We start from the raw sequence: 17,667 nt of genomic DNA on the forward strand, positions 1-17,667 counted from the left end.
GCAATTTACAATAAAATATCTTATACAGGGGCATCGCGAAACAATTATTAACAGTGGTTGCGCGCCTCGTATTCCTTACAAAAAGGCGCTTATATACTGCTTAATAACAAATTAAAAATGTGTATTCCCGTCAAAGCTTTTTATTTTTGCGCCATGTTCAAAAAAGCGGCCTTACTGGCGATATTCTTTTGCTTATTTTTTACCTTACGTAGCCTGGCCGGCTATTATTACGATTTCAACACCAGATGTCAATCTGCCTACCAGGCCTATACTTCTTTTAAGATTGCAGAGGCGAATAAATTGCTGGAAGCGGAACTTAAAGACCACCCTAATAACCTGATCGCGATATACCTGTATAGCTATGACGATGTGTTTACATTATTGTTTCGCGGAGATCCGGCAGAATTGAAACGAAGAAGAAATAACCTGAGTATCCGCATGAATGTATTGGATAAAGGTGATAAAAATTCGCCCTGGTATGCCTATACCAAAGCAACGCTGTACTTTCACTGGGCGGCAATCAATATCCGTTTCAACGATATGACTACCGGAGCAAATCTATTTCGCAAATCTTACAACAACCTGAAAGAAAACCAATCCAAATTTCCTAATTTCAAGCAAAATGACATCTTACTTGGGGTTGCAGAGGGCATGATCGGCACGATTCCCAACAATTACAAATGGATGGTGAATTTATTGGGTTTTAAAGGATCTGTAAAAAGCGGCAATACACGCATTATTAACTACCTTAATAATACCGGCTCCGATGCGCAGCTGCTGAAAGAAGAAGCCATTGTGTACTATTGCTATTTTAAATCGATTTTATACAGCGAGCCCAAACTGGCTTTTGAATACCTTGATGCCAATAAGATTGATGTGAGGAATAATTACCTGCTGGCTTTTACCAAAGCAAATATTGCTTTGAATAATAACAAATCGGCACTGGCACAAAATATCCTCAACAACCTGAATAAAGACAATGGTTATATGGAGGTGCCGGCATTTAACTTTGAAATGGGCCAGGCCGCCTTATTCAGCCTTGATGATGATTGTATCCGCTACTTTAACCGTTTTTTGAATAGCACAAAAAACAATTATTTTATTAAAGAAACCTATCAGAAGATGAGCCAGTATTATTGGGTGATGGGCAATAAGACGAAGGCTGATGAGTATAAAAATTACTGTCTTCAATACGGCTCGGCCATTACAGATGGCGATAAACAGGCTTTAAGGTATGCCAAGAGCAGCAGTTATCCGGATGCAACCCTGTTGAAGATACACCTGCTTTGTGATGGGGGCAATTATCTAAAAGCCAATACTGTGATCAGTAAATACAAGAAAACAGACTTTCTCAAGGAGGCTGATCAATTAGAGTTTACCTACAGAAACGCGCAAATCTATAATGCTTTAGGACAAAAAAACCTGGCCATCGCCTTTTATGAGGAGACGGTTAAAACAGGTGCAGAAAGAACAGAGCATTATGCAGCCAGAGCTGCATTAGAACTGGGCAATATCTATGAAGATCAGGGCCAGAAAGCTACCGCGATCAAATGGTATCATACCTGTATGGACATGAAAAATCATGATTATGAAAATTCGCTGGAGCAGAAGGCAAAAGCGGCATTGAACCGGTTAAAATAACAAAAAGGCAAACTTCTCTGAAGTTTGCCTTTTAAAATATAATAAGATTGTATTAATACAAATCGCAGGTTTCGGTCGTTACAATGCCCATTTCAGTCTTCGTCTGAGAAGCTGCTTTGCATTTTGAAGAGGCTCCTTTGCTATTGTCTCTGACATTATACTCTTTCGTAATAGGAGCAGGAAGCCCTGGTTTACCGGAATAAACCACCTCACAACGGCAGGTATAATCTTTGATACAAGAAGTAAATCCTAAACTCAGAAGACCTAAGCCACAGAGGGTAACAGTAGCACGGAGTAATTGTTTTTTCATTATGACAATTTTTCAAATTTCATCAAAGATAATATTCGGAATGGAGAAATCAAAATGCAAATTTTTTTCCGCAGCCTTAATGTTTTATTTTCGTAAAAATTTATAAATGAAGATCATTATTATTGGTTCGGCTTATCCTTTAAGAGGGGGCATTGCTACGTTCAATGAGCGGTTTGCCTCTTTTATGCAAGCGCAGGGCCACGATGTTATTATTTATTCCTACAGTTTACAATATCCTAGTTTCTTATTTCCGGGCAAAACGCAATATTCCACAGAGCCTGCTCCGGAAAACATACATATCAAACCGGCTATTAATTCGGCCAATCCATTGAACTGGATCAAAGCAGGCCGCCAATTAAGGAATGAAAATGCAGACCTGATCCTGGTGCGGTATTGGATGCCCTATTTTGGTCCCAGCCTGGGAACGATCCTGAGAACTGCCGCTAAAAACCGCAAAACCAAGATCATTTGTATTGCCGATAATATCATTCCTCATGAAAAAAGAACCGGCGATACGGCGTTTACGAAATACTTTGTAAAGCCAATCCATGCTTTTCTCACGATGAGCCAAAGTGTTTTAAAAGACCTGGAGCAATTTGCGCCACAAAAACCTAAGCTATATACGCCGCATCCGCTTTATGATAATTTTGGAGATAGCTATCCCAAAGCCGAAGCCCGGAAAAAATTAAATATCCCGGCCGACGAAAAAGTGATTTTGTTTTTTGGCTTTATTCGTAAGTATAAAGGCCTTGATCTACTGCTTGAGGCAATGACTGATGCGCGCATCAAACAAAAAGGGATCAAGCTGATGGTAGCGGGAGAATTCTATGAAAAGCGAGAAAGCTACGATAACCTGATCCAGTCACGGGGTTTGGCCGATCAGCTATACTTATTTACAGACTTTATTCCAAATGCGGAAGTGGGTTTATACTTTTCTGCGGCAGATGTGGTGGTACAACCCTATCGTAATGCCACGCAAAGCGGTATTACGCAGATTTGCTTTCACTTCAACAAACCGATGGTGGTCACCAACGTCGGTGGTCTGGCAGAATCTATTCCTGATGGAAAAATAGGCTATGTTGCTGAGGTGGACCCTACATCTATAGCGGATAATATTCTTAGATTTTATGAAGAAGGAAAGGAAGAAACGCTTATTGAACATATAAAAGCGGAAAAGAAAAAATACAGCTGGGATTATTTCCTGGACAGTATTATGCAATTGTATAAAACGATCAACCATCAATAACTACTATCAAATACTGGAAGTAGCACCTGATGCGGATGCGGGTACGATCAAAAAATCGTTCCGCAGGCTGGCACATCAATACCATCCCGACAAAAATCCCGATAATACCTTTGCCCATACGCATTTTACCGCCTTAAAGGCAGCTTATGAAGTCTTGTCTGATGCGCACAAGCGGAAGGACTATGATAAAGAATTATGGTTGCTGCAAAAAAATTCCCTGCACTATACACGAGCGGTCACGCCGGCATTAATGCTGGACCGATTGCAACAGGTATGGGCGGCGATACTGGTCAAAAAGGAATATCATGTAATTGAAAATCACCTGACCGACTACTTGTGTTCGATGATGAGTGATCATCATATTGCAATCTTCCAGCAGCAGGCGAGCGATAGCGCATATGAGCAGTTTACCGAGCAGGTATTAGCCTTATGCCGCACTTTACCCCAACACCAGTCCGCAATGGTCTTAGCCTCTTTAAAAAAGCTCAATACTTATAACGAAGGCATGTTAAAAAGCATAGAACGTTATGAAGACAGCCGAAAACACCGGGATATATATCACAAATATACCGGTTGGTTTATTTTGGGTATTGCGCTCCTGCTCTGTTTCCTGATGTATTGGTATAGCCGTCAATAAAAGGATTAGGGTATGTCCATTCTGATCCGGTAGTGCTTAGGCAGGTAATTATTCATCCGGTTGGGCATCCATTTCCCCCAACCTAAAGCTAAGCCCTGATGGGTGGCCACCTGCCAACCTTTATAACCATCGGCCGTTTTCACCGATTCTTTTTTAAGATAATGTAAGGCTTCTTCATGGCTCAATTCAATCCTGGAGACGGCATCAGAGAGGTGTACGCTCATCGCCAGGTCATGTTCGGGTACCAGATCCTTAAGAATTTGCCCCATAGCCGTACCCGCTTTTTTTATATAAAATGCATTGCGCATTGGTTCCAGATAAGGCATGTGTACCGGATTGATGGCGTAAATCAATTCTTTATGCGTAAATATTTCAAAATCCGTATTCAGATAAGGCCTCATTTTCTGATGCAATTCAAGTTCGGCTTTCTGATTATTTTTTTGTTTGGATACCGAATGATACAGGCTATCCGTTACGATACCCTCTTGCTTTTTGAACACGGCAAGAAAAAATCCTTCTCCCCTGGTTTTCCATGGATAGAACCGATAACCCAAACCTTTTTGTTCGGGTGACAGGGTCTCGGTAATACCCCAGTCAGGATCACATTGCATAGGCAGGCTTTCCATACCCATATCCCGGATCAGCCAGTCTACAATCTGCTCATTCTCTTCTACAGAATATGAACAGGTGGCGTAGATCAAAATACCCTCTTTCTTCAAAGCGGGCAATACATCGGCCAGAATCCGCTGCTGGCGCTCCTTACAGAGCTGCACATTTTCGGTACTCCACTCGTCTATTGCCTTAGGGTCTTTTCGCCACAAACCCGAACCGCTACAAGGCGCATCGACCAAAATAGCGTCGAAAAAACCGGCCACACGGCCAAAATCTTTAGGATCATTATTCGTCACCCAGGTATTCATCTGGCCCCAACGGGTCATATTTTCTACCAGGATAGACGCACGCGTTTGGATCACCTCATTGGAAATCAAGAGATCGTCTTGCTCCAATAGAGAAGCAAGCAAGGTACTCTTTCCACCGGGTGCCGCACAAAGGTCCAATACCTTCAGGGCTTGTTGTTTTTTTACATGCTGTTCAAATGCCTGCGCTACAAACATCGAAGAGGCCTCTTGTACATAATAGGCACCTGCATGAAACAAGGGATCTAGGGTAAAAACCGGCCGGCTTTCCAGGTAGCGTCCCCTTGTACACCAAGGTACCCGCGCAAGGGAATCAAAGGACTGTGTTTCCTTTAAAGGATTCAACCGGATGGAGACCGGTGGTGCTTGTTGATGCGCTTCTTCAAAAAAAGTATTGTCCCAAGAAGGCGCCGTTCCAAAAGTATGTTGTGGTAAATGATGTTCCATAAATGCAATTAAAACCCGACAGACAAACCTAATTCGAATAGTTCTGCGTTATTCTGATGTGTTTTCAACAAGGCCGATAATACAATTTCTTTAAGGATGCCCCGTTCTTTCTGCCAGATATAATAGTTAGCGCCCAGTTTCTGATAAAATTTATCTGTTTGCTGATCCAGTGTTTTCAAGTATACCCCACCCTGAAGGACAATACCCACCCTGCTAAAGGTAAATTCATTGCCAATAAATACGGAGGCCTGGTAGGCATATTTGTTTTCTTCTCCTGCATGCCTTTCATTAAACTTCATAAAGGCATAAGCAGCAGTGTTATAGGTATAATCCATCCCTAAAATGGCTTTATTTTTCCCTAAATAGCGTTTCGTAGCGAATATACCGGCATTATACACGCGGTTCAGGCCGCCGTCGGGTACATATTTTTCTATAAAGGCAATGCTCCCTTTAGCATATACCACAATCCTGTTGGATAACTTAGGCACTTCCCGTCTGATTCTTGCAGGAGTATTGGATATGGGAAAATAGCGCACACCCGCCTGAAGCCCCCAGATATTGATCCCAAAATTGGGTTTGCGGAAAGAAGCATTGGATACATGAATCAGGTGCGCTCCTCCCTGTATTTCCCAATGTTCATTGATTTTCCATTTAAGGTCGGTCTGCAAAGGGCTGATATTATTGGCATAGCCGCCAATCGTTTCATTCTCCAAATTTGGTTTGGGTACGCGCTCATAGGGTTTGGTCACATAGCAAATGCCCATCCCTACCCGCGCAGTCCAAGAAAAACGATCGAGCGTAAGCAATCGTAAGCGAATATTAGGGAAGATCCCAAATACCTGACCGTAGAGATTGGGATTATTGTAGTTCAGGTAGATGATACCTAAACCGACTTCAGGATAGTGTCTCCTGATCTCCCAATCTTTCTTACCATAATATTTCCGGACAAAATTCAGGTCAAAAGTAGTTGTATTTTGAGCCAAAGGTGCGGTAATCTTCTTGCTGTGCCGCATCATATTACTGTGATAGTAATCTGCTTCAAAGCCAATACCCGTCCATTTATCGGACTTTTGCGCTGCAGCGGGCAGCACAAAAAGTAAAAGAATAAGAAATAAATATGATCGTTTTGTGTACAAAATATAAGGGCAAATAGGATAAATCCTGTTTTCTAATAATACATTTAAAAAGAATGCAATTTTAAAGAAAAAAAGTGAGTAAAGAAACAATATGTGGTAAATCCCGCAGGACAAGCAGGGAATAGGGCTCCGGATGGCATCACAAAACACTGCAATACCGTATTTATGAAACAAAGAAGCCCGATCTAATCCCCGAACAAAGTATTATGATCGCCCTCCTTGGCACGTATCCTCGCTTCATTGACCAAGAGGTGTGCCAGCCGCGTAGGTTCGGGAATGCGGTATTTTCGGCTACAGTTTTTAATAATGTCGACACTCTGTTGCATACCTACCTTATGACCGGGAGATACAAAAATGGGTTTACAATTTAGTTTGGTTTTAAGGACAATACCAATCTGTTCTTTTTGATGCATCAGCGGCTCCTGGGCAAAAACGACATTTTCGGGTTCTGTATAGATTCCTGTCAAGCGGCTTTTAGCAGAACCTATAGTAGGTACATCTTTAAGCAGTCCAAAGTGTGTCGCAATACCCGTGCGTCTTTGGTGTGCAATACCCTGTCCGTCCAAAACCATTACATCGGGTCGAATCTTTAACTGATCCCAGGCCAAAAGCAGGGCGGGAATTTCTCTGAAGGCTAACAATCCTGATATATAAGGAAATTTGGTTTCGGTGATTACCGTTACCCGTTCTACCGGCACCATATCCGGATAGGTTAAGACGATAATACCGGCATATACGGTGTCTTCATATTTATTAAAAGAAATATCGGAACCGCCGATATATTTTATTGGACTTTCTAAAGGGCGAATGTCAATCTGCTCCCGCATCTGCTGCTGGATGGCAATAGCTTCGGAAGGAGAAAGCGTATCATATGCACCGGGTAGTATCATCCTTTAAAATTAAGGAATAATGCGGACTTCCCAACCCGGGACGATGAGATACATAAAGTATCTTACCTCGAAAGAAGCCACTCATAAGATAAGCTTATTGAAATAAACAAACCCCTTCAGGTACGACCTGAAGGGGTTTGTTCTATAAAGTATTTACGACTACGCTAAAGTAATGGTGTTATCCAAATACACATCTTGAATTGAATTCAGTAATTCAACCCCTACTTTCATATCTTTTTGGAATGCTTTACGGCCAGAGATCAATCCCATACCACCGGCACGTTTGTTGATTACGGCAGTTGTTACCGCTTCGGCCAAATCAGAAGCTCCTTTAGATTCCCCACCAGAGTTGATCAGACCTGCACGACCCATATAACAGTTCGCTACCTGGTAACGGGCTAAATCGATCGGGTGATCCGTTGTCAATTTGCTGTATACATCTTTATGTGTTTTACCTACTTTAATGGCATTATAACCACCATTATTTGTCGGTAATTTTTGTTTGATGATATCTGCCTGAATAGTCACACCCAGATGGTTTGCCTGTGCTGTTAAATCTGCAGCAGCGTGATAATCTATACCATCTACCTTAAAGGCGCTGTTTCTTAAGTAGCACCATAATACGGTAGCCATACCTAAAGAGTGCGCATATTCAAATGCTTTAGCAACTTCAATAATCTGACGGTTGCTTTCTGCAGAACCGAAATAGATTGTAGCACCTACTGCTACTGCTCCCATTTCCCATGCTTCTTTGATAGAACCAAACATAATCTGGTCGTAAGAATCCGGGTAAGACAGGAATTCATTATGGTTTATTTTTACGATAAACGGGATTTTGTGTGCATATTTACGCGCTACAGAACCTAATACGCCAAAAGTAGAGGCAACAGCATTACAACCACCTTCAATCGCTAATTTTACAATATTCTCAGAATCAAAATAGATAGGATTAGGTGCAAATGAAGCCCCGGCACTATGCTCGATCCCCTGATCTACAGGAAGGATTGAAACATAACCGCTATTAGCCAAACGACCGGTACCCATAATGGTTTGCAAACTACGTAAGGTTTGTATATTACGATTGGACAATGCCCATACGTCATCTATATGTGAAGGAGATGGAGCATGTAACATAGACTTATCGATAGTCTTACATTCATGATTCAATAAAGAATCGGCATCGGCGCCTAATAACTCAACTATTTTGTTGTTTGCCATAATCATTTAATTCGGTTTTCTATTTGGCTGCAAAAGTAATTAAATATGTTAATATCATCAAATAAGTGCTATAAAGAAATTATTCCTTTATTATAATAAACGATTCCATCCTCCGTAAGTCCTTGTAAAACCGCAAGAATGGTCTCTTTATGAACTTCCTTTAATTTCCATAGCAGGTCATTGACCTTCATCGATGTTGCATTTTTCAATTCCGCCACAATCCGCTTGCGCAATTCAGGCGTATTATACTGAATCTCATTCTGTCTTTTAAGACAATTGTCACATTGCCCGCAGGCATCCTCTTGTTGCTGTCCAAAATAAGCAGACAATAATTTATTTCTGCATACCGTATCATTATGGATAAATGCGGCAAGTTGTGTCACCTGTTCCTGCAAGGCATTTTTCATTTGCCGCAGCAGTTTTTCATCCAAACGCAGATAGGTCAACGTAAAACGGTCGTGCTGCCACAAAATGTAACTGCCTATAATAGCCGGCTTATATTGTAAGATGCCAAAATCCTGCAATTGATATAAGCGGTCTTCCAACACCGTTTTATCTATTTTCAAGGCCTGCGCCACCTTAAAGATCGGTATGGGGGTTTCAAAATGGAAAATACTTCCAAAATGACGCAGCAGCATTTCGACCACTTCATGTAGCGGTTTGTAGTGCTTTTCTATATAATTAAGTGATTCCCGACTTGTAGTAAAACGGACCGTATACTGTGTCTGTGCATTTTCGTTCCACTCCAGGAAGCCCTGTCTTTCCAATATTTTCACCGCACTTATGGTCGGCAGCATCTCTAATTTAAACCGGGAGACAAAAGTCGCCACATCAAAAGCAAATACTTCCTCATTGCCATTATTGACTGCGATGCCCAAATAATCGGCCAAATGCTGATAAACCGTTTTTATAAAATCTATGGGTGGAAATTGTATCTCAGGTAAGTTCAACAGATTATTGATATCCGCAATATGGTATAGCAGCATACCCCGCGCCGGCAACCCATCGCGCCCTGCCCTGCCTACTTCCTGGTAGTATTGTTCAATACTTGAGGGTAAGTCATAATGGATTACATTCCGAACATCCGCCTTGTCTATGCCCATCCCAAAGGCCGTAGTGGCCGTCATGATGGCATTGCTGCTATTCAGCCATTGATGATAGGAAAAATCTTTCTCCATTTTTCGCATGCCGGCATGATAATGATAAGCCGGCAAGGCCGTACGATCTTTAATTATTTGGGCACACTCGACCGTTCGTTTACGTGTTTTACAATATACGATGCCACTCCCCTCCGCTTCCATCAAGGTCTCTGTCAAAGACAGCGGTTTATTTTCGGTATAAAGGATATGATACGCCAGATTTGCCCGGACAACGGATTGCTCAAAAACGACCGGTTGTTTCAGGCTTAGTTGCTGCATTATGTCCTGCTTCACAGCAAGGGTCGCCGAAGCCGTAATGGCCAGTGTCGGCGTCTTGGGAAACAATGCTTTAAAGGCCGAAATATTACGATAAGCCGGACGAAAATCATGCCCCCACTGGGAGATACAATGCGCCTCATCTATCGCCAGAAAACTCAAATCGAGCCCTGCCATAAGGTCCAGAAACTGCGCATTTTGCAGCCTTTCGGGCGAAACATACACCAGTTTATAAGCGCCATCGGCGATTTCATCCATTAGCTGCTCCAGCAGTGTACGGTCTAAACCCGAATGGATACTCACAGCCGGAATACCTAGTTTCACCAAACTATTGACCTGATCTTCTATCAGCGCAATAAGCGGGCTCACGACAAGGGTAATGCCCCGAAACAGGAGCGCCGGCACCTGATAACACAATGATTTTCCCGCGCCGGTGGGCAACATGGCAAACACATCCTTACCCGCCAATACCTGAGTAATAATATCTTCCTGCAAAGGCCGGAAGTGCTCGTATTTCCAATAGTGGTATAAGGTTTCGCGTATATTCATGGTTGTTCTTGTGTAGGTGCATCGCTAAAGACGGCTTATCGGCTTTAGTAACATTCTTTGCTCTATAGCCTGCAAAAATATTTTCTTTTTACAACATATCGAATGAGCAAATCTCTATCCCAAACCAAAATTGGTTAATGAAATGTGAATGATAAAAATTTCCTGTATAACTGCTTGTTTTATTGTAACTTAGTAGTGGAAATAAAAGACACCGTTACCCTGTTCTCTACTTATTGTTTTATGAATCGTTTTTAAGACAATGATGATCATTTTACCCCCCGAATTGATACAACAGTTTCCTCATTGTAAACAGTACCTAAGCCCCCGATATCCTTTATCTACCTGACAGACAACATCATAAATTATAATTTACCTCTTCTCCATTATAATTTGGCCATTATTGATTCGGCCAATTTATGTTAGGGTCTGTTATCTAGTCCACGAAAAAATAGTACCGCCTCTAAAAAAGAACGTTTCTAATAGTACTTCCCGACAGCATTATTACCAATAATGATGTGGCTCATTATTGCCGGAAAACGTCCTTACTATTTCCACAATATCCCATTTCTGCTCCTAAAGCAAATAAACATATTCTCCTTAACTTTTAATTGATTGTATCATGAAAAAGTTTACACTATCCATATCTGTATTACTCTTATGGATGTTATTACCGAAATATACAGCTGCACAAACCAGCGCCTGTACTTTTGTAAGCCCCGCTGTAGAGCTTAATTATACGAACAGTAACATTGCAGGCGATTGTATCGTAAATGTAAATTTAAGTTTCATCATTAATATAAATAACGGTAATAAATATACCGTATTGCATCTATGGCCCGAAAGCACTTACCCTAACCCCAGTTTTCCTTATGCGCTTAACAACGAACCAAAGTCCAGCCAAAACGGTGGGAATGGCGCACTTAATAATGCTTTAGCTACTATCATCATCAACAGAAACACCAATCCGGCAACCCTGTTATCTACTTACGCACCTGATCCTACCATTGATGACAACACGCTCCCGGCTATAAACCAGGTGAAAGATGCCAGTGACGGGCTGATCTTAAAAGTAACCGATATGGGAAATGGAAATATTTACTATCAGATCGAAAATGTATCTCTGGTATATCCCGGAGCCTGCAACCAGATCATAAAATTCAAAGGAGATGCATGGTCTTCCAATGCGGCTTCCCTGAATGTACAGTGTAGCATGGTCGGATTCACCTATCTCTCCAATATTCCCACGCTGAACGGCATACAGCTTTGTCAGAAAAGCGGTCAGCAAAGCCAGTATAGATTTTCCATATCCGCCCAACAACCAAACTATCTGGTAGATTACAGTGTTGATATCTTTGCAGATGTAGACAGTAGCAAAGACTTCAATCCGTTTATTGATACCGTTCGGGTAGCCAGTTATCCCAGCAGCTCACTGCCGGATATTACCTCTACAACGCCCTATAGTAGTGGATTCATTCCTTTTTCCTGGTCCGCAACCCATAATAATAACGACCTCTTCTACATATTGGGCAATATCAAAGTTACCGATCTTATAAGCAGTACGACTACCACTTACAGTAATACAATCTTAACCACAACGGTAGCTGATTGCAGTTCTCCTTTACCACTGAACAATCTGGTTCTGACCGGAAAAAGAGAAGGCAATTGGGTACGCCTATTCTGGCACGTCCCTAATGACGACACAAAATATGCCATTGAGAAACAAATACCGGAGCAAAGCACATGGAAGCAGGCCGGTATAGAAAAAATGAAAACCGGTGGCGAAGGCCTTGCATTTGATGATTATGCTTATACTGATATGGAACCGGCAACCTGTTTATACCGGCTAAGGGCGATTAATCCCGACGGTAGTTTTGATTATTCCAATACCTTAAGAATGAACGGAAATAATCCATCCTTAAACCTGTATGTCTTTCCCAATCCCGCAAGTCAAAACGAAATAAGAATAATGGCAGATGTCCCTTTAAATGAGGTAGCCAATATATCCGTTATCAATGGTTTGGGCCAGGAGGTCAGACAGCTCAAAAATATCTCCAGCGGCACCATATATTTCAATGACCTCAGCAGTGGTGTATATTATATTTGCATATATAACAATCACGAAAAAATTGCGAAAACCCTTGCTGTTAAATAGTCTGCACAGTGCCTTCTGTTAAATGTTTGCTTTTATATTAAAAAAACAAACAATACATAGAAGGCACTTTTTTGAGCTTAAAAATCAGAACAGAAAAAACACCTATATATTGATTCCTCATTTCGTTATGTTACCATTATGCTATATCGAATGCTAATTTGAAATATCGTAAAAAAATTCATAACTTTGCACACAATTTTTTAGCGTAATTGTGTAGATTCAATAATGAGCAATAAGTATCCGGAATATAAGCAACTAAATATGCCTGCTATCGAGCAGGATCAGCATCAGAAATGGGACGCAGGCCAGTTTTTTCAAAAAAGTATGGACCTGAGAACAGGAAGCCCTGCCTTTGTTTTTTACGAAGGGCCGCCGAGCGCCAATGGCATGCCCGGTATTCACCACGTTATTTCCCGTACGCTTAAAGATTTAGTATGCCGTTATAAAACCATGCAAGGCTTTCAGGTAAAGCGTAAAGCAGGTTGGGATACGCATGGTTTACCCGTAGAGCTTGGTGTGGAGAAAATGTTGGGTATTACTAAAGAAGATATCGGTAAAAAGATATCGGTAGCGGATTATAATGATGCCTGCCGGAAAGAAGTGATGAAATTCAAGGATAAATGGGATGAGATAACCAAAAAAATGGGTTATTGGGTAGACCTGTCTGATCCTTATATCACTTTTGACAATAATTATATAGAAAGTTTATGGTGGTGCTTAAGCGAATTGTACAAAAAAGGTTTGTTGTACAAAAGCGTGAGCATTCAACCCTACTCTCCTGCCGCAGGTACGGGTTTAAGTTCGCATGAACTGAACCAGCCGGGCACCTATAAAGATGTAAAAGATACGAGTGCCACGGTAATGTTTCGCCTGACGACTGCATCCAGAACGCAACTGGGCTTAGCTGAAAGCGACCATGAAATATACTTCATGGCCTGGACCACTACCCCATGGACCTTACCGTCTAATGCGGGTCTGACGGTTGGACCTAATATCGATTATGTGGTGGTACACACCCTTAATCCGTACACCCATCAGGCACAAAGGGTTATTGTCGCACAGCCTTTAGTAGCAAAGTACTTCAAGGCAGAAGGCGAAAACCAGGCGATAGAAAGCTGGGATGGTACTTCCAAAATACTGCCCTGGACCATAGAAAAAACGGTAAAAGGTAAAGAACTGGAAGGTTTACGATACGAACAATTGCTTCCTTTTGAAAGCAACAAAGCTGAATTAAGCGGGGGTGATCCTTTCCGCGTTATTTTGGGTGACTTTGTGACGACAGAAGATGGTACGGGTATCGTGCATACCGCTCCGGCTTTTGGTGCGGATGACTATAAAGTAGGTCAGAAAAACAATATCGGTTTATTCAACCTGGTGGATCGCGAAGGAAAATTCGTAGAAGATACCGGTGAATATGCCGGACGCTTTGTCAAAAATTATAAAGACGATCCGAATTATGAGGACGTCAATGTAGATATATCGGTCTTCCTGAAACAAAAAGGACAGGCTTTTAAAGTAGAAAAATACGAACATAGTTACCCACATTGCTGGAGAACAGACAAACCAATCATTTATTATCCGCTGGACGCCTGGTTTATCAAAACCACTGCATTGAAAGATCAGATGGTTGCCCTGAATAAAACGATCAACTGGAAGCCTAAAGCTACCGGTGAAGGCCGTTTTGGTAATTGGCTGGAAAATATGGTGGACTGGAACCTGAGCCGTAGCCGTTATTGGGGTACGCCTTTACCCATCTGGGTAAGTGAAGAGGGTACTAAAAAGTGTATTGGTTCTGTTGCCGAACTGGAAGCAGAAATCAAGAAAGCACAAGCTGCAGGCTTTAGCCAAAATGTGGCTTTACCTTTAGCCGATTTGCATAAACCGGTGGTGGATGATATTGTCCTGATAGACGAGCACAACAAACCGATGTATCGTGAACCAGATCTGATTGATGTATGGTTCGATTCTGGCGCAATGCCTTATGCACAATGGCACTTCCCTTTTGAAAACAAAGAAATATTTGCCCAAAACTACCCGGCCGACTTTATTGCGGAAGGTGTAGACCAAACCCGTGGCTGGTTTTATACCCTACATGCCTTAGGATCTTTATTGAAAGATAGTGTGCATGAAGAATTAAGAAAAGCGGGCATCGAGGTTACGGAAGATAAATATCCGGGTGTGGCTTATAAAACCGTTATTGCCAATGGTTTTGTCTTAGACAAAGATGGCAATAAAATGAGTAAGCGCCTGGGCAATATGGTCGATCCATTCGCTACTATTGAAAAGTATAGTGCAGATGCTACCCGTTGGTACCTGATCACCAATGCTTCTCCATGGGATAGTTTACGATTTGACGTTAAAGGTATTGAAGAAATTCAGCGTAAATTCTTCGGTACTTTATATAATACTTATCAGTTTTTTGCACTGTATGCCAATGTAGATGGTTTCGCTTTTGAAGAAGCCTACATACCGGTAGCAGAACGACCTGAGATAGACCGTTGGATCTTGTCTTCACTGAATACACTGATCGCTACGGTAACGAAATCTTTTGATGAATATGAGCCGACACAAGCGGGCCGTGCTATTGAAAACTTTGTGGACGAACACCTGAGTAACTGGTATGTACGTTTATGCCGCCGCCGTTTCTGGAAGGGCGAGTATGAGTTTGACAAAATAGCTGCTTACCAAACTTTGTTTGAATGTCTGGAAAAACTAAGCTTATTGGTTGCCCCGATCTCTCCTTTCTTTGCGGATTGGTTATTCAACAACCTGAATGGCGTGAGTCATCAATATAAAGAAGCTTCGGTACACCATGCTTTATTCCCTAAATCCGATACGGCTATCATCGATACCGATCTGGAAGAGAGAATGCAGAAGGCACAGGATATCTGTTCGCTGGTATTGTCTATTCGTAAGAAGGTCAATATCAAGGTACGCCAACCCTTACATAAAATCATGGTTCCTGCTTTTAATCAGCATGATAAAGATCAATTGGCATTAGTAAAAGACTTAATTTTATCAGAAGTTAATGTGAAAGAACTGGAATTCCTTTCGGATGATGGTTTTATCAAAAAACGCATTAAACCTAATTTCAAAACTTTAGGGAAGAAAGTAGGTGCTAAAATGAAGGCTGTGGCCGCTTATATCACTGATATGAGCGATGAGCAAATCGCATCTTTAGAGCATCATAAACATATTGCGGTGAATGTAGAAGGAACCGAAGTATTTGTAGATATAGAAGATGTGGATATCATTGCCGAAGATATTCCTGGCTGGTCTGTTGCAAATAAAGACAATATTACCGTAGCTTTGGATATTTCTCTTGACGATGATTTATTAGAAGAAGGAAATGCCCGTGAAATCGTTAACCGCATCCAGAAGATCCGAAAAGACAAAGAATTTGCGCTTACCGACAGAATATTAGTACAAATTGAGAACAACGATGCTATAAACGGCGCCGTAAATCGTAATATGGCTTATATTTCCACAGAAATATTGGCCGATAAAATAGAGTTAGTTAACAACATTGTAGATGGCATCAGTATAGAAGTAAATGACTTGCTGCTCGCCGTTTCCATTACTAAAAATTCGTAATTATGGCCACCAAGAAAACAACTCCGAAAAAACCAGTAAAGGCGGCGGCTCCTGTTAAAAAAGCAGCTGCTACACCTAAGAAAACTGTGGCTACGAAGAAAGCAGCAATCCCGACCAAAAGTGTAGCAGCGAAAAAAGCCGCTCCTGCACCTAAGAAAGCCGCTCCGGTAAAAAAAGCCGTAGCTGTGCCTAAGAAAGCAGCTCCGGCGCCTAAAAAGGCCGCTCCTGTTACCAAAGCAGTAGCCGCTCCTAAGAAAGCAGCACCGGTAAAAAAAGCCGTAGTACCTCAGAAAGCGGTTCCTGCTCCAAAAGCAGCCGCTCCTGTAAAGAAGGCTGTAGCACCTAAAAATGTAGTCGCTACTCCTGCAAAAAAAGCGGTAGCCCCTGCTCCTAAAAAAGCAATTGCTCCCGTAAAAAAAGTGGTGGCAGCGCCCGCTCCTAAAGCAGCACCAAAGCCTGCGCCTAAACCATTAAGCACCATTAAGCCTTTGAGCAGACCTGCTCCGGTGGTTGCAAAACCATCTGCTGCACCTGCAAAAAAAGCAGATGCTAAACCAATGCCTATTATTGCCCATCGTAAATCAGCAAAAGCAGCCGCAAAACCAGCGCCTCCAACTACGACAATGAAAGAATATAATCCACATACAAGATCTTTATTAGACATGCCAGAACAATCAACCGGCCCAGTATTTCGCTATAGTGACGAAGAATTGAATGAATTCAAAGAATTGATCTTAAAACGACTTGATACTGCAAGAGAAAACTTTACTTATTACCAAAACCTGATCACCCGTAAGGATGAAGCCGGCGATGATGCTGATAACAAATTGAACAGCATGGAAGACGGTAGCGGCGCTATGGAAAAAGAACAATTGTCTTTAATGGCAGCCCGCCAGATTCAATTTATCAACAACCTGGAAAAGGCCCTGGTGAGAATCGAGAATAAAACATACGGCATCTGTCGTGAAACGGGCAAACTGATCGACAAAGCACGTTTGAAAGCGGTACCACATGCTACTTTAAGTATCGAAGCAAAAAATTCCATGAGAAAATAGACTTTTACATTATATATAATAAAAGCCTGTCTGCGACAGGCTTTTATTATATCCTTTCCTTTAAGATTATTATTGATGAAAAAGAAGCATATATACACTTTACTACAGATTATTATTTTTATGGGATTAGGTATTGCCCTGATCTATTGGCGCTATAAGGAAATGAGCCCCGAAAATAAATTAGCCATGACTGCTTCTCTGGCTAATATAAAATGGTGGGTTATTGCCCCTATCACCGTTGTCGGTTTTCTCTCCCACTACTTCAGGGCCTTACGCTGGAAAATTTTATTAAAAACAGTAGATATAAATCCAAGTACGGCTAATACCACCTTTGCTGTACTCATCGGTTATATGGCCAACACGGTAGTACCCCGCCTGGGAGAAGTGGCCAAGTGTACCATTCTGGCTAAATATGAAAAAACTGCTCCGGAAAAGGCGATAGGCACCATTATTCGGTGAA

The 17,667-nt window shown here is 41.7% G+C and carries 13 protein-coding genes; 7 read left to right on the forward strand and 6 right to left on the reverse strand.

Going from position 1 to position 17,667, the window contains the following annotated elements; all coding sequences use genetic code 11:
* Positions 1–153: 153 nt before the first annotated feature.
* Complete coding sequence (locus tag DBR32_RS00200) at positions 154–1,641, forward strand: lipopolysaccharide assembly protein LapB (RefSeq protein WP_124634270.1); 1,488 nt, start codon at positions 154–156, stop codon at positions 1,639–1,641.
* A 52-nt stretch (positions 1,642–1,693) separates the two neighbouring features.
* On the opposite strand, the gene DBR32_RS00205 is transcribed toward DBR32_RS00200, so the two are convergent.
* The gene (locus DBR32_RS00205) at positions 1,694–1,951 is read right to left on the reverse strand and encodes a hypothetical protein (RefSeq protein WP_124634271.1); all 258 of its coding nucleotides are present in this window, start codon (positions 1,949–1,951) and stop codon (positions 1,694–1,696) included.
* 106 nt (positions 1,952–2,057) lie between these two features.
* Here DBR32_RS00205 and DBR32_RS00210 point away from each other — a divergent pair, with 106 nt between their 5' ends.
* Both DBR32_RS00210 and DBR32_RS00215 read left to right on the forward strand, forming a co-directional pair.
* Positions 2,058–3,197, forward strand: a complete 1,140-nt coding sequence (locus DBR32_RS00210; RefSeq protein WP_124634272.1) for a glycosyltransferase — start codon at positions 2,058–2,060, stop codon at positions 3,195–3,197.
* Between the two features lie 10 nt (positions 3,198–3,207).
* A complete protein-coding gene (locus DBR32_RS00215; RefSeq protein ID WP_255416673.1) occupies positions 3,208–3,834 on the forward strand; it encodes a J domain-containing protein in 627 nt (208 codons plus the stop codon).
* 5 nt (positions 3,835–3,839) lie between these two features.
* Here the strand turns inward: DBR32_RS00215 and DBR32_RS00220 are convergent, their stop codons facing one another.
* The 5 genes from DBR32_RS00220 to DBR32_RS00240 form a co-directional block, all read right to left on the reverse strand.
* The gene (locus DBR32_RS00220) at positions 3,840–5,198 is read right to left on the reverse strand and encodes an RNA methyltransferase (protein ID WP_124634273.1); all 1,359 of its coding nucleotides are present in this window, start codon (positions 5,196–5,198) and stop codon (positions 3,840–3,842) included.
* 8 nt (positions 5,199–5,206) lie between these two features.
* Positions 5,207–6,289 carry an acyloxyacyl hydrolase gene (locus tag DBR32_RS00225; protein WP_124634274.1) on the reverse strand — a complete coding sequence of 361 codons (1,083 nt, stop codon included), beginning with the start codon at positions 6,287–6,289 and terminating at the stop codon, positions 5,207–5,209.
* Positions 6,290–6,519: 230 nt separating this feature from the next.
* Positions 6,520–7,224, reverse strand: a complete 705-nt coding sequence (gene nfi, locus DBR32_RS00230; RefSeq protein WP_124634275.1) for a deoxyribonuclease V — start codon at positions 7,222–7,224, stop codon at positions 6,520–6,522.
* 159 nt (positions 7,225–7,383) lie between these two features.
* Positions 7,384–8,442 (reverse strand): class I fructose-bisphosphate aldolase, encoded by a 1,059-nt coding sequence (locus tag DBR32_RS00235; RefSeq protein ID WP_124634276.1) that lies wholly within the window; start codon positions 8,440–8,442, stop codon positions 7,384–7,386.
* A 68-nt stretch (positions 8,443–8,510) separates the two neighbouring features.
* Positions 8,511–10,406: an ATP-dependent DNA helicase RecQ gene (locus DBR32_RS00240; protein WP_124634277.1), complete on the reverse strand. Its 1,896-nt coding sequence runs from the start codon at positions 10,404–10,406 to the stop codon at positions 8,511–8,513.
* Positions 10,407–11,025: 619 nt separating this feature from the next.
* On the opposite strand from DBR32_RS00240, the gene DBR32_RS00245 reads away from it, so the two are divergent.
* The 4 genes from DBR32_RS00245 (at position 11,026) to DBR32_RS15775 (ending at position 17,666) form a co-directional block, all read left to right on the forward strand.
* Complete coding sequence (locus DBR32_RS00245; RefSeq protein ID WP_124634278.1) at positions 11,026–12,558, forward strand: T9SS type A sorting domain-containing protein; 1,533 nt, start codon at positions 11,026–11,028, stop codon at positions 12,556–12,558.
* A gap of 225 nt (positions 12,559–12,783) precedes the next feature.
* On the forward strand, positions 12,784–16,152 hold the full coding sequence (ileS, locus tag DBR32_RS00250; RefSeq protein WP_124634279.1) for an isoleucine--tRNA ligase: 3,369 nt from the start codon (positions 12,784–12,786) through the stop codon (positions 16,150–16,152).
* Positions 16,153–16,154: 2 nt separating this feature from the next.
* Complete coding sequence (locus tag DBR32_RS15665; protein WP_233559622.1) at positions 16,155–17,207, forward strand: TraR/DksA C4-type zinc finger protein; 1,053 nt, start codon at positions 16,155–16,157, stop codon at positions 17,205–17,207.
* A gap of 75 nt (positions 17,208–17,282) precedes the next feature.
* On the forward strand, positions 17,283–17,666 hold the full coding sequence (locus tag DBR32_RS15775) for a lysylphosphatidylglycerol synthase transmembrane domain-containing protein (protein ID WP_124634280.1): 384 nt from the start codon (positions 17,283–17,285) through the stop codon (positions 17,664–17,666).
* The last annotated feature ends 1 nt before the right edge of the window (position 17,667 follow it).

Source organism: Taibaiella sp. KBW10 (assembly GCF_003852495.1).
Taxonomy (GTDB): domain Bacteria; phylum Bacteroidota; class Bacteroidia; order Chitinophagales; family Chitinophagaceae; genus Edaphocola.

Excerpts from the sequence above, each read along its gene's own strand:
- DBR32_RS00200 (WP_124634270.1), top strand. The coding sequence starts at position 154 with ATGTTCAAAAAAGCGGCCTTACTGGCGATATTCTTTTGCTTATTTTTT.
- ileS (WP_124634279.1), top strand. The coding sequence starts at position 12,784 with ATGAGCAATAAGTATCCGGAATATAAGCAACTAAATATGCCTGCTATC.
- DBR32_RS00240 (WP_124634277.1), bottom strand. The coding sequence starts at position 10,406 with ATGAATATACGCGAAACCTTATACCACTATTGGAAATACGAGCACTTC.
- DBR32_RS00245 (WP_124634278.1), top strand. The coding sequence starts at position 11,026 with ATGAAAAAGTTTACACTATCCATATCTGTATTACTCTTATGGATGTTA.
- DBR32_RS00220 (WP_124634273.1), bottom strand. The coding sequence starts at position 5,198 with ATGGAACATCATTTACCACAACATACTTTTGGAACGGCGCCTTCTTGG.
- DBR32_RS15665 (WP_233559622.1), top strand. The coding sequence starts at position 16,155 with ATGGCCACCAAGAAAACAACTCCGAAAAAACCAGTAAAGGCGGCGGCT.
- DBR32_RS00205 (WP_124634271.1), bottom strand. The coding sequence starts at position 1,951 with ATGAAAAAACAATTACTCCGTGCTACTGTTACCCTCTGTGGCTTAGGT.
- DBR32_RS15775 (WP_124634280.1), top strand. The coding sequence starts at position 17,283 with ATGAAAAAGAAGCATATATACACTTTACTACAGATTATTATTTTTATG.
- nfi (WP_124634275.1), bottom strand. The coding sequence starts at position 7,224 with ATGATACTACCCGGTGCATATGATACGCTTTCTCCTTCCGAAGCTATT.
- DBR32_RS00210 (WP_124634272.1), top strand. The coding sequence starts at position 2,058 with ATGAAGATCATTATTATTGGTTCGGCTTATCCTTTAAGAGGGGGCATT.
- DBR32_RS00235 (WP_124634276.1), bottom strand. The coding sequence starts at position 8,442 with ATGGCAAACAACAAAATAGTTGAGTTATTAGGCGCCGATGCCGATTCT.